This is a genomic window from Ruegeria discodermiae (genome assembly GCF_030758345.1).
Classification (GTDB): Bacteria; Pseudomonadota; Alphaproteobacteria; order Rhodobacterales; family Rhodobacteraceae; genus Ruegeria_C.
The window spans coordinates 136,585-148,710 of record NZ_JAVAMO010000012.1; the positions used below are offsets into that span (position 1 = coordinate 136,585).

Below are 12,126 nucleotides of genomic sequence, written 5' to 3' on the forward strand. Positions count from 1 at the left end.
ACACATCCGCACGAATTTGAGGTAAACAAATGAACCAGGAACTGACCAACAACCCGTTCAACCCGCTGACTCCGCAAAAGGTCTTTGATGAAATCAAGGTCTCGCTGGCGAGCCCGGAACGGATTCTCTCTTGGTCCTATGGTGAGATCAAGAAACCCGAAACCATAAACTACCGCACGTTCAAGCCCGAGCGTGACGGTCTGTTCTGCGCGCGGATCTTTGGCCCGATCAAAGATTATGAATGCCTCTGCGGCAAATATAAGCGCATGAAATATCGCGGCGTTGTCTGCGAGAAATGCGGTGTGGAAGTCACCCTGCAAAAGGTCCGCCGCGAGCGGATGGGCCATATCGAACTGGCCGCGCCTGTCGCCCATATCTGGTTCCTGAAATCGCTGCCCTCCCGTATCGGTCTGATGCTGGATATGACGCTGCGCGATCTGGAACGGGTTCTGTACTTTGAAAATTATGTCGTCATCGAGCCCGGTCTGACCGACCTGACCTACGGCCAGATGCTGACCGAAGAAGAGTATATGGACGCGCAGGATGCCTATGGCATGGACGCGTTCACCGCCAATATCGGTGCCGAAGCCATCCGGGAAATGCTGGCCCAGATCGACCTTGAGGCCGAAGCCGAGCAGCTGCGCGCTGACCTGGCCGAAGCCACCGGCGAGCTGAAGCCCAAGAAGATCATCAAGCGTCTGAAAGTGGTCGAAAGCTTCCTTGAATCCGGCAACCGCCCGGAATGGATGGTTCTGACCGTGATCCCAGTCATCCCGCCGGAACTGCGCCCGCTGGTGCCGCTGGATGGGGGCCGGTTCGCAACCTCGGATCTGAACGATCTCTATCGCCGTGTCATCAACCGGAACAACCGTCTGAAGCGTCTGATCGAGCTGCGCGCGCCTGACATCATCGTTCGCAACGAAAAGCGGATGCTGCAGGAATCCGTGGACGCTCTGTTCGACAACGGCCGTCGTGGCCGTGTGATCACCGGAGCCAACAAGCGTCCGCTGAAATCGCTGTCGGACATGTTGAAAGGTAAGCAGGGTCGTTTCCGCCAGAACCTTCTGGGGAAACGCGTCGACTTCTCGGGCCGTTCGGTCATCGTGACCGGCCCGGAACTCAAGCTGCATCAATGTGGTCTGCCCAAGAAGATGGCGCTGGAGCTGTTCAAGCCGTTCATCTACTCGCGCCTTGAAGCCAAGGGTCTGTCTTCGACTGTGAAACAGGCGAAGAAACTGGTCGAGAAAGAACGCCCCGAAGTGTGGGATATCCTCGACGAGGTGATCCGCGAGCACCCTGTCATGCTGAACCGTGCGCCGACGCTGCACCGTCTGGGCATTCAGGCGTTCGAACCGGTTCTGATCGAAGGTAAAGCCATCCAGCTGCACCCGCTGGTTTGCTCGGCCTTTAACGCCGACTTCGACGGGGACCAGATGGCCGTTCACGTCCCGCTGAGCCTTGAGGCCCAGTTGGAAGCCCGTGTTCTGATGATGTCGACGAACAACGTTCTGTCGCCTGCAAACGGAGCGCCGATCATCGTTCCGTCGCAGGATATGATCCTGGGTCTCTACTACGTGACCCTGGAGCGCGAAGGCATGCCGGGCGAAGGCAAGATCTTTGGTTCGATTGAAGAAGTTCAGCACGCGCTGGACGCGGGAGAGGTGCATCTGCACTCGAAAATCACCGCGCGGATTACCCAGATCGACGAAAACGGTCTGGAGGTTCAGAAACGGTTCGAAACCACGCCGGGCCGTGTCCGTCTGGGTGCGTTGCTGCCGCTGAACGCGAAGGCACCGTTTGAACTGGTCAACCGTCTGCTGCGGAAGAAAGAAGTGCAGCAGGTCATCGACACCGTCTACCGTTATTGCGGTCAGAAGGAATCGGTCATCTTCTGCGACCAGATCATGACCATGGGCTTCCGCGAGGCGTTCAAGGCCGGCATCTCGTTCGGCAAGGACGATATGGTGATCCCCGACGACAAATGGGGCATCGTTGAAGATACCCGCAGCCATGTGAAGGATTTCGAACAACAGTACATGGACGGCCTGATCACTCAGGGCGAAAAGTACAACAAGGTTGTCGATGCCTGGTCCAAATGTAACGACCGCGTCACCGATGCGATGATGGGCACGATCTCGTCCTCGGATCGCGACGAGAACGGAGCCGAACAGGAACCGAACTCGGTCTACATGATGGCTCACTCCGGTGCCCGTGGCTCGGTCACGCAGATGAAGCAGCTGGGCGGGATGCGCGGCCTGATGGCGAAGCCGAACGGCGACATCATCGAAACGCCGATCATCTCGAACTTCAAGGAAGGTCTGACCGTTCTTGAATACTTCAACTCGACCCACGGCGCGCGGAAAGGTCTGTCCGACACCGCGCTTAAGACGGCGAACTCGGGCTACCTGACCCGTCGTCTGGTGGACGTGGCGCAGGACTGCATCGTGCGTGCGCATGATTGCGGCACCGACCGCGCCATCACGGCCGAGGCCGCGGTGAACGATGGTGAGGTCGTGTCCTCGCTCGCCGATCGCATTCTGGGTCGTGTTGCGGCCGATGACATCCTCAAGCCCGGCACCACCGATGTGCTGGTCGCTGCAGGCCAGTTGATCGACGAACGCATGGCGGACGCGGTTGACGAGGCTGGTGTGGTCAGTGCGCGCATCCGCTCGCCGCTGACCTGTGAGGCCGAGGAAGGCGTCTGCGCCATGTGCTATGGTCGTGACCTTGCGCGCGGCACAATGGTCAACACTGGCGAGGCTGTCGGCATCATCGCGGCGCAGTCGATCGGTGAACCAGGCACCCAGCTGACGATGCGGACCTTCCACATCGGCGGCGTTGCCCAAGGTGGTCAGCAATCCTTCCAGGAGGCTGGTCAGGACGGTGTGATCGTCTTCGAGAACCCGCAGATTCTGGCAAATGCGGCAGGTGAGAACCTGGTGATGGGCCGGAACATGAAGCTGATCATCAATGACGAGCATGGTGAGGAACGCGCCAGCTTCAAGCTGGGTTATGGCTCCAAGCTGTTCGTCAAGGATGGCGATAAGATCGCGCGCGGCGACAAGCTGTTCGAATGGGATCCCTATACCCTGCCGATCATCGCCGAAAAATCGGGTACGGTGAAATATGTCGATCTGGTCTCGGGCATCGCTGTCCGTGACGAGACCGACGATGCCACCGGCATGACTCAGAAGATCGTGATTGACTGGCGTGCGGCTCCGAAAGGCAACGACCTCAAGCCCGAGATCATTCTGATGGGCGAAGACGGCGAACCGGTGCGCAACGATCAGGGGCATCCGGTGCATTACCCGATGTCGGTCGATGCGATCCTCTCTGCCGAAGACGGTCAGAAGATCGAAGCCGGTGACGTTGTCGCGCGTATCCCGCGTGAAGGTGCAAAGACCAAGGACATCACCGGCGGTCTGCCGCGTGTGGCCGAACTGTTCGAGGCACGTCGTCCCAAGGATCACGCGATCATCGCCGAAATTGATGGTTACGTGCGCTTTGGCCGCGACTACAAGAACAAGCGCCGCATCTCGATCGAGCCCGCAGATGAGACGCTGGAAGCCGTCGAATACATGGTGCCCAAGGGCAAGCATATCCCTGTGCAGGAAGGCGACTTCGTGCAGAAGGGTGACTATATCATGGACGGCAACCCGGCCCCGCATGACATCCTGTCCATCATGGGTGTCGAAGCGCTGGCGGATTACATGATCGACGAGGTTCAGGACGTCTATCGCCTGCAAGGTGTGAAGATCAACGACAAGCACATCGAGGTCATCGTGCGCCAGATGCTGCAGAAGTGGGAGATCCAGGAATCTGGCGACACCACGCTGCTCAAGGGCGAACATGTGGATAAGCAGGAATTCGATGCGGCCTGTGAAAAGGCGATCGCCAAAGGTGGTCGTCCGGCGCAGGGTGAACCGATCCTGCTGGGCATCACCAAGGCCTCGCTGCAGACCCGGTCCTTCATCTCGGCGGCCTCCTTCCAGGAGACCACCCGCGTGCTCACCGAAGCCTCGGTGCAGGGCAAGAAGGACAAGCTCGTCGGTCTGAAGGAAAACGTCATCGTGGGTCGCCTGATCCCCGCCGGGACCGGTGGCGCCACCCAGCGCGTGCGCCGCGTGGCGCAGGACCGCGACAATGTCGTGATCGAGGCGCGCCGGGAAGAGGCCGAAGCCGCTGCAGCGCTCGCTGCGCCGGTTATGGAAGACGACTTCATCAGCGACGATTTCGACACGCTAGTCGATACACCGGAAAGCCGCGAATAAGACATGCGGTTCAGAAGGATAGGGGGCTCCGCCGCAAGGCGGGGCCCTTTCCTTTTGCCATATCTGATGAGACACCGCGATGGATGCTTGATTTTCCCGCCCCGGCCCGGTTGCATCCTTGCGATGACGCCCGAAATGCCGCAGCGGAGGACCCATGCGCAACTTCTTTGCACGCCTGAAAGACCGAACGATCTGGAGTTGGGCCGGGCTGGTCGTGACCTGGCGCGAGGAATATTCGTTCCGCAGTTGGGTCTGGGCCAATCTCGTCTCGGCGGCCCTGGCCCTCTGGCTGCCGCTGAGCGCCGGAGAACGCGCGTTGATCCTGGCGCTGGGCCTGCTGGTTCTGGTGGCCGAGCTTTTTAACACGGCCATCGAACGGGCGGTGGATTTCACCTCGACCAAGCACCACGAATTGGCCGGTCAGGCCAAGGACGCCGCCAGCGCCGCCGTCGCCCTGACCGCAATTGCGGCGGGCGTGGCTTGGCTGGTGGTTATCCTGGGGCTGATCTGAGGCGCAGGCGGAGGTTCCTGAGACTTGGCCAAATCCTCAGCAATTATCGCGCGGGTGCCGCGCACCTGGTGAATGGCGCTTTGGACCTCATGCGTGCTGGGCAGGGTGTTCGAGGTCTTAACAGCAACGGTTTGGAAACGCAGTTTGTATTGAAACAGGGAGGAGTATGCATAGGGCTGCAAGTTCGAGACGCTGCGTTCTTAGGGAAGCAATTTAAGGCAGGTGACTTCACCCATCATTGCAGATGATCGGAAAAGATGGGTGCGAGTGTTCGCCCTGCGGCTCCTAATCTGCAAAGTGCTCTATGAACCTATCTCTTCGAGCCTCTTGAGATTCATTGCTCCGCAACGCGATATCGTCAGCTAACTCGTATCCCGACAAGGTTAGCTCGTTTTCGAATTCTCGTAGGTAGTTCATTTCTCTAAATTTTTCCAGACTGCCGTTTAATTCCAATAAGCGTCTATGAGGTATCATAAACTCGATTTCCCCGGCTACGAAGCGATAACCTTCATCAATTTCGAATGTACCGACAAACCCATTTCCATATTTTGCAATAACGCAAATGAGATCACGTTCTGGCCGGGTTAGAGTGGAAAAGCCGTTTGTGGCGCTGTCAGCCGCTTGCCGATCATCAATGATACCTTCGGCAAGGTTTTCATCAATCTTTTGAGCTCTTTCCAAGCGTTCGGCCGCCGCAATTTTCGCTTCTTCGCGAGTCTTGTCAAGTTTGGCTCGCAGCTCCTCTTCCTCAATCTGATGATTGAGTTGGTAAATCCTCTGCTTGTGAATAGCATCGCTCTGATGCTGTCTTAGCAGTTCAATAGGCCGTCTCGACAAGATAGCCCCGCCCAACTGAATCCATGGAAGCGCAAGAGCCAACCCGAGCCCGACAAAGAGCGGGTACCATAACAGGGTTTGTATGTTCGTGTTGCTATCAAAGAATGCAAATTTTTCGAGCAAAGTGGATTTTGCGAAAAAAAGAAACCAAAATGGTTTCCAATTGATTGCCAAAAAAAAGAAATTGCAACCGAGCCAAGAAGCGGGCTTCTGACCCTCTGGGCCCATGCCTCCGAGACGTCTTTCAAGAACTCCACATACAACTACTAACCTGAGTGTAACTTACGAGGAACCTGTTTCTTCGATTGCGATCCTGCGAAAGCTACCGCCTCCGCCGCTTCACATTCCCACCCCGCTGACCCGGCCTGCCAGCTGTTGACCGTCCGCGCGATTTCACGGCGTCTTCCGAGGCTTTCTCGACCGCCCATCGCCGCGCCATGGGGTCGTCGGCGACGGCCAGATCGACCGCTTCCAGACGTTTGATCTCATCCCGGATATTGGCGGCCTCTTCGAATTCCAGGTTCTCGGCGGCTTTGCGCATCTGCTCGCGCAGGCCGTCCAGATGGGCCTCAAGGTTCGCGCCGTGCATCGGTTTGTCGATGGTGGCGGTGACGCGGTTCATGTCGACGTCACCTTCGTAGAGACCGGCCAGAACGTCCTCGACATTTTTTTTCACCGTCTCGGGGGTGATGCCGTGTTCCTCGTTATAGGCGATCTGCTTGGCGCGGCGGCGGTTAGTCTCGCCCAAGGCGCGCTCCATGGAACCGGTGATCTTGTCGGCATACATGATCACCCGCCCGTCGGCATTTCGCGCGGCGCGGCCGATGGTTTGGATTAGCGAGGTCTCGGACCGCAGGAAGCCTTCCTTGTCGGCGTCCAGAATGGCGACGAGTCCGCATTCGGGGATGTCGAGCCCCTCGCGCAGCAAGTTGATGCCGACCAGCACGTCGAAGGCCCCCAAACGCAGGTCGCGCAGGATTTCGATCCGTTCCAGCGTGTCGATGTCGGAGTGCATGTAGCGGACCTTGATGCCCTGTTCGTGCAGGTATTCGGTCAGGTCCTCGGCCATGCGTTTGGTCAGCGTCGTGACCAGCGTGCGGAAGCCGTTGGCGGCCACCTTGCGCACCTCGTCCAGCAGATCGTCCACCTGCATCTCGACGGGCCGGATTTCAACCTCGGGGTCCAACAGGCCGGTGGGGCGGATCACCTGCTCGGTGAAGACGCCGCCGGATTGCTCGATCTCCCAGCCTGCAGGCGTTGCCGAAACAAAGACCGATTGCGGGCGCATTGCGTCCCATTCCTCGAACTTCAGCGGGCGGTTGTCCATGCAGGAGGGTAGGCGGAACCCGTGTTCGGCCAGGGTGAACTTGCGCCGATAGTCACCCCGGTACATGCCGCCGATCTGGGGCACGCTGACGTGGGATTCGTCGGCGAAGACGATGGCATGGTCGGGGATGAATTCAAACAGGGTCGGGGGCGGCTCGCCCGGGGCGCGGCCGGTGAGGTAACGCGAATAGTTTTCGATCCCGTTGCAGACGCCGGTGGCTTCGAGCATTTCCAGGTCGAAATTGGTGCGCTGTTCCAGACGTTGCGCTTCCAGCAGTTTGCCTTCGCCCACCAGTTGGTCCAGCCGGATGCGGAGTTCCTTTTTGATCTCGATTATCGCCTGCTGCATCGTTGGTTTCGGTGTCACGTAATGCGAGTTGGCATAGACGCGGATCTGTTCCATCGTGTCGGTTTTCTCGCCGGTGAGCGGGTCGAATTCGGTCAGGGTTTCCAGTTCCTCGCCGAAAAAGCTGAGCTTCCAGGCGCGGTCCTCCAGGTGGGCGGGCCAGATTTCGAGGCTGTCGCCGCGCACCCGGAACGAGCCGCGCTGAAAGGCCTGATCATTGCGGCGGTATTGCTGGGCGACCAGATCGGCCATCACCTGTCGCTGGTCGTATTCCTTGCCCACCTTCAGATCCTGAGTCATCGCCCCATAGGTCTCGACCGAACCGATGCCGTAGATGCAAGAGACAGAAGCCACAATGATCACATCGTCGCGTTCCAGCAGCGCCCGCGTGGCCGAGTGGCGCATGCGGTCGATCTGCTCGTTGATCTGGGATTCCTTTTCTATGTAAGTGTCGGAGCGCGGGACATAGGCCTCGGGCTGGTAATAGTCGTAAAAGCTGACAAAATACTCGACCGAGTTGTCAGGGAAGAAGCCCTTGAATTCGCCGTATAATTGCGCCGCCAGCGTTTTGTTGGGTGCCAGGATGATGGCCGGGCGCTGGGTTTCCTCGATCACTTTGGCCATGGTGAAGGTCTTGCCGGTGCCGGTAGCGCCCAGCAGCACCTGGTTCCTCTCCCCTTCGCCGACCCCCTGGGTCAGCTCCGCGATCGCGGTGGGTTGGTCCCCGGCGGGGGAAAACTCCGTCTGCATGACAAAGCGCCGTCCGCCTTCCAGCTTGGCGCGCGCGCGGACGTCTTCAGTGGCAAGCTGGGATCGGTCAGTACTGGCATAAGGCATAGGCAAACTCCAAGTCAGACCCCTAGATTTGTTCTTATTTTGTCCACTTGCAAGGGGGGCGGGGCATGGAACAGCTTTGCATTTGGATTTGCAGCATAGCCGGTCGCAGAGAGTTGCAACTTGTCCGCAAGGCTGCGCTAGCGCATAACGGTTCGGGACGAATTGATCGACGGAGACGGCAATGCGCGCACGCATCTACCAACCTGCGAGAAACGCGATGACATCGGGGATGGCGAAGACCCGGAAATGGGTGCTGGAATACGCCCCCGCGTCAGAGCGCGAGATCGATCCACTAATGGGCTGGACCTCGTCCGCCGATACGCAAAGCCAGGTGCATTTGCAGTTCGACAGCAAGGAAGAGGCGCTGGATTACGCCAAGGCGCATGGGATCGACGCGCAGGTGACAGAACCGCACACGCGCAAGCCGAACATCCGGCCGATGGGCTATGGCGAGAATTTCGCAACCAACCGGCGCAGCCCCTGGACCCACTGAGATGGTCGCGGAACTGGTGATCGGCCGCGATGACGTCCGCGCGGCGGATGTACGCGACCTGCTGCTGCGACATTTTGCGCTGATGCGTGAAAGCTCGCCCGAAGAAAGCTGCCATGTCATGGAGCCTGATGCGCTGCAGGAGGCAGACGTCACTCTGATCAGCGCACGGCAGGCGGGCACGGTTCTGGGCATCGGCGCTCTGAACGAAATCGCGTCGGGCCATGGCGAGTTGAAATCCATGCATACCGCCGCTGAAGCGCGCGGGCGTGGCATTGCCCGCGCCATCCTGCAGGCGCTGATCACCGAGGCGCAGGACCGTGGTTTGCACCGGCTGAGCCTTGAGACTGGATCAGACCCGATCTTTGCCCCCGCCCGCGCGCTTTATGCCGCCCATGGGTTCAGCGAATGCCCGCCTTTTGGGGATTATCAACTCGACCCTCTCAGCACTTTCATGACGCGCTTGTTGTGAGGTTGATTTTGGCAGCGTTAGAGATCGTTACATTTCGTTCTCACGGGCCGCAAACGAGCTTTGCATATCAGCCACAGCGCTTGTTGAGAGGCGTCGCGCAGCCTGCCATCACGTATAAAGCCTCCCGAATGTGTCCGCTCGAGGCCCTCCGGGCCCGGCGTTCAGCTGACCAGCAGTCGCAAGCCCTGGGTGACATCTGAGCGGACGGCCAGGCGCAGCCCCGGCTCATCACCTGCCTTGAGCGCGGCGATGATCAGGCGGTGATGATGCGGCGGATCGGTCCGGCGCAGGCGGCCATATAGCGCGCGCATAGTCGGTCCCAATTGCAGCCAGACGGTTTCAGCCATGGCCAGCATGGCGGGGGCCTGCGCGCGCAGATAGAGCGTGCGGTGAAATTCCAGATTGGCACGGATGTAGCCCACCGCATCGCGTTTGCTGACCATCTCAGCCACCGAACCGTTGATAGTCACCAACCGGTCGATCAGCGCGATATGGGCCCTTGGTAGGGCACGGCTGGCTAACTCCACTTCGAGCAGAGCGCGCAGCGCGGCAAGTTCCTCGATCCGGTCATTGCTGAGTTCCGGGGTCGAGACGCGGCCCGAGTTGGACAGAAACAGCGCGCCCTCAGCCACCAGCCGCCGCACCGCCTCGCGCGCAGGGGTCATCGACACGTCATATTCCTTGCCGATCCCGCGCAGCGTCAACGCCGCGCCAGGCGCAATCTCGCCATGCATGATGCGGGTTCGCAGGCTGCGATAGATGCGGTCATGGGCAACCGCGGCATGATCGGGTGCGCGTTGTGTCAGCATACGCCCATGTGATCACATCCGAGGAGGAGGTCAACCTTCGTCACTTTCGAACCGGAACCGGTGCAGCGTACCCCCCTGTTCGCGCAGCCATCGGCGCGGCGCTTCGTAGGGACCATGGATGCGGTCGACCTGCGCCCAGAACCGCGCCGAGTGATTCATTTCGGCCAGATGCGCCACCTCATGCGCCGCCACATAGCGCAGCACTTCAGATGGCGCGAGGATCAGGCGCCAGGAATACATCAGCGCGCCTTCCGAAGAACATGACCCCCAACGCGACCGCGTGTCCCTGAGCGTGATCCGAGCGTAGTTTCGGCCCAACGCCTGCGCGTAGTGATCGGAGGCCGCCACCAACCTGTCGCGCGCCAGTTCCTTGAGATAGCGCTGCAGCCGCCGTGCCTCCGCCCCTGTGGGCACCGCGATTTCCTCCGCGCGCAACGCCACCCGCCGCCCCTGTGCCGCGACGATGGTGCGTAACGTGCCTTCGACCGGGATCTGCGCGCCCGGCGCTACCTCAACCTGATCGGGCCGGGCACTAATGTGATCGCGAATCCACCCTTCTTTGGAGCGGGCAAAATCCAGCGCCTCGCGCTCAGGCACACCTTTGGGCAGGGTCAGGGTGACCCGCCCATCCAACTGCGATATCCGCAGGCTGATCCGCCGCGCCCGCGCCGAGCGGCGCAGGAGCAGCGGCACCGGCGGCGCGCCGGGAAGGTGATGATCGGCCATGTTTGCGCCCCTTGCCCTCAAAGGCTTTGACAGTCCCTACAGCATATGGCAGGTGACCGGAATCGTCATACGACTCACGTGATATCAAGGGGATTTTCTATGCCCAAGGAAGAATGGGGCGTAAAGCGCGTTTGCCCGACCACCGGCAAACGGTTTTATGACCTGAACAAGGACCCGATCGTCAGCCCCTATACAGGCGAGGTCGTGGAGTTTGACACCGGCAAGAGCCGGATGATCGCCGCCGACGCTGAAGATGCGGCCTCGGTCAAGGCCAAGCAGAAAGCCGACAGCGACGACGCCGTTCTGGACGATGACGACACTGTCGACATCGAACTGGAAGACGATCTGCTGGATGATGACGAGGACGAGGACAACGTCCCCCTCGAAGAGATCGCCGACGTCGCCTCCGAAGACGACGATTCCTGACTCGCTGCCGCCGCGCCGGATGGACCGCGGCAGCCAAAAAATGCCGGCTCCGACGATTTAACACTTGCGCTCGGGGCCAGCCTTTCATAAACGTCCGCCACCGTTTGATCGGTATAGGATCGGGGCCTTAGCTCAGTTGGGAGAGCGCTTGCATGGCATGCAAGAGGTCAGGGGTTCGACTCCCCTAGGCTCCACCATCCCTCTCAAGTCAATATGATAGGCGAATACTAAAGCAGTGTGACACACAGGTGTGACACACGATGAAGCTACCCGCCTACCTGAGCCAGTCGCGACACGGCATTTTCTACTTCCGATGGCCGATACCCCAAACCCGACACAACAGCCCCAGACGGTCTATTCGCATGTGGTTGCGTACAAGGTGTCCGAAGGAGGCTGGAAGTCTGGCGAGATACCTTGCAGTGTGCGGCGAAACACTAAACCGACACACAAGCGGAATAGGCATGAACCACAGCGAACTGCGGGCGAAGGTATACGAGCACTTCCAGGTAAGACTGACTAAGGCCAAGCAGAGGCTAGACGCCGAGGGACCTATGTCGCCAGAGCAATTAGAGCGCAATGCAGACGCACGGCGCCTCTTCGAGATGCCAAACCAAGAGCTTTGGGAACTGCTCGGAAAGGACTTCGCCACCGAAGAGTTCGTGAGGTTCTGCAAACAGGCGGGGGTCGATCAAAAGCAACCCCGCAAAGCACTGTGGATGATCTTGGATGAGATCAGAAAAGCCAACATTGGTATTCACAATGCTCTAGAAGACTACTCCAACTCTCTCGGGGATTATGACTTCACAGCGCCTAAGTGCGCGCAGAAGGGCCGGAACAACATGAGTACAGTAGTAGCCGTTGAGGAACTCCTCCGGGCCTCTACTGTCCGCCCTCTTTGCTCAGCGGCTGAGCCTCCCCAACTGAACGGGTCCACCGTTATGTTCAGGAAACGGAGGACTACGAATGGCAAACAAGAGACCGAAGCCCGAAGAGATTGTCTCGAAGTTACGGCAGGTTGAAGTTCTGATGGGGCAAGGGATGTCCCGTCTTGATGCGATCAGGCAGATCGGCGTTG

Annotated in this window: 9 protein-coding genes and 1 tRNA gene; 6 read left to right on the top strand and 4 right to left on the bottom strand. The window is 59.4% G+C overall.

What is annotated here, in order from left to right:
* The first annotated feature begins 29 nt into the window (after positions 1 to 29).
* Together rpoC and Q5Y75_RS20695 are read left to right on the top strand one after the other, a co-directional pair.
* On the top strand, positions 30 to 4,271 hold the full coding sequence (rpoC, locus tag Q5Y75_RS20690) for a DNA-directed RNA polymerase subunit beta' (RefSeq protein ID WP_306201129.1): 4,242 nt from the start codon (positions 30 to 32) through the stop codon (positions 4,269 to 4,271).
* A 154-nt stretch (positions 4,272 to 4,425) separates the two neighbouring features.
* Positions 4,426 to 4,782, top strand: a complete 357-nt coding sequence (locus Q5Y75_RS20695; protein ID WP_306201131.1) for a diacylglycerol kinase — start codon at positions 4,426 to 4,428, stop codon at positions 4,780 to 4,782.
* A gap of 285 nt (positions 4,783 to 5,067) precedes the next feature.
* On the opposite strand, the gene Q5Y75_RS20700 is transcribed toward Q5Y75_RS20695, so the two are convergent.
* Together Q5Y75_RS20700 and uvrB are read right to left on the bottom strand one after the other, a co-directional pair.
* The gene (locus tag Q5Y75_RS20700; RefSeq protein WP_306201133.1) at positions 5,068 to 5,847 is read right to left on the bottom strand and encodes a hypothetical protein; all 780 of its coding nucleotides are present in this window, start codon (positions 5,845 to 5,847) and stop codon (positions 5,068 to 5,070) included.
* A 94-nt stretch (positions 5,848 to 5,941) separates the two neighbouring features.
* Positions 5,942 to 8,128: an excinuclease ABC subunit UvrB gene (uvrB, locus tag Q5Y75_RS20705; protein WP_306201135.1), complete on the bottom strand. Its 2,187-nt coding sequence runs from the start codon at positions 8,126 to 8,128 to the stop codon at positions 5,942 to 5,944.
* Between the two features lie 181 nt (positions 8,129 to 8,309).
* Here uvrB and Q5Y75_RS20710 point away from each other — a divergent pair, with 181 nt between their 5' ends.
* Both Q5Y75_RS20710 and Q5Y75_RS20715 read left to right on the top strand, forming a co-directional pair.
* Complete coding sequence (locus tag Q5Y75_RS20710; RefSeq protein WP_306201137.1) at positions 8,310 to 8,621, top strand: ETC complex I subunit; 312 nt, start codon at positions 8,310 to 8,312, stop codon at positions 8,619 to 8,621.
* Between the two features lies 1 nt (position 8,622).
* Positions 8,623 to 9,090: a GNAT family N-acetyltransferase gene (locus tag Q5Y75_RS20715; protein WP_306201139.1), complete on the top strand. Its 468-nt coding sequence runs from the start codon at positions 8,623 to 8,625 to the stop codon at positions 9,088 to 9,090.
* A gap of 161 nt (positions 9,091 to 9,251) precedes the next feature.
* On the opposite strand, the gene Q5Y75_RS20720 is transcribed toward Q5Y75_RS20715, so the two are convergent.
* Positions 9,252 to 9,899 (bottom strand): GntR family transcriptional regulator, encoded by a 648-nt coding sequence (locus Q5Y75_RS20720; RefSeq protein ID WP_306201141.1) that lies wholly within the window; start codon positions 9,897 to 9,899, stop codon positions 9,252 to 9,254.
* Between the two features lie 30 nt (positions 9,900 to 9,929).
* Positions 9,930 to 10,625 (bottom strand): M48 family metallopeptidase, encoded by a 696-nt coding sequence (locus Q5Y75_RS20725; protein WP_306201145.1) that lies wholly within the window; start codon positions 10,623 to 10,625, stop codon positions 9,930 to 9,932.
* 99 nt (positions 10,626 to 10,724) lie between these two features.
* Here Q5Y75_RS20725 and Q5Y75_RS20730 point away from each other — a divergent pair, with 99 nt between their 5' ends.
* Both Q5Y75_RS20730 and Q5Y75_RS20735 read left to right on the top strand, forming a co-directional pair.
* The gene (locus Q5Y75_RS20730; RefSeq protein WP_306201147.1) at positions 10,725 to 11,051 is read left to right on the top strand and encodes a TIGR02300 family protein; all 327 of its coding nucleotides are present in this window, start codon (positions 10,725 to 10,727) and stop codon (positions 11,049 to 11,051) included.
* A 121-nt stretch (positions 11,052 to 11,172) separates the two neighbouring features.
* Positions 11,173 to 11,248 (top strand) — tRNA-Ala (locus tag Q5Y75_RS20735).
* Positions 11,249 to 12,126: the final 878 nt, after the last annotated feature.

Excerpts from the sequence above, each read along its gene's own strand:
- rpoC (WP_306201129.1), top strand. The coding sequence starts at position 30 with ATGAACCAGGAACTGACCAACAACCCGTTCAACCCGCTGACTCCGCAA.
- Q5Y75_RS20695 (WP_306201131.1), top strand. The coding sequence starts at position 4,426 with ATGCGCAACTTCTTTGCACGCCTGAAAGACCGAACGATCTGGAGTTGG.
- Q5Y75_RS20700 (WP_306201133.1), bottom strand. The coding sequence starts at position 5,847 with ATGGGCCCAGAGGGTCAGAAGCCCGCTTCTTGGCTCGGTTGCAATTTC.
- uvrB (WP_306201135.1), bottom strand. The coding sequence starts at position 8,128 with ATGCCTTATGCCAGTACTGACCGATCCCAGCTTGCCACTGAAGACGTC.
- Q5Y75_RS20710 (WP_306201137.1), top strand. The coding sequence starts at position 8,310 with ATGCGCGCACGCATCTACCAACCTGCGAGAAACGCGATGACATCGGGG.
- Q5Y75_RS20715 (WP_306201139.1), top strand. The coding sequence starts at position 8,623 with ATGGTCGCGGAACTGGTGATCGGCCGCGATGACGTCCGCGCGGCGGAT.
- Q5Y75_RS20720 (WP_306201141.1), bottom strand. The coding sequence starts at position 9,899 with ATGCTGACACAACGCGCACCCGATCATGCCGCGGTTGCCCATGACCGC.
- Q5Y75_RS20725 (WP_306201145.1), bottom strand. The coding sequence starts at position 10,625 with ATGGCCGATCATCACCTTCCCGGCGCGCCGCCGGTGCCGCTGCTCCTG.
- Q5Y75_RS20730 (WP_306201147.1), top strand. The coding sequence starts at position 10,725 with ATGCCCAAGGAAGAATGGGGCGTAAAGCGCGTTTGCCCGACCACCGGC.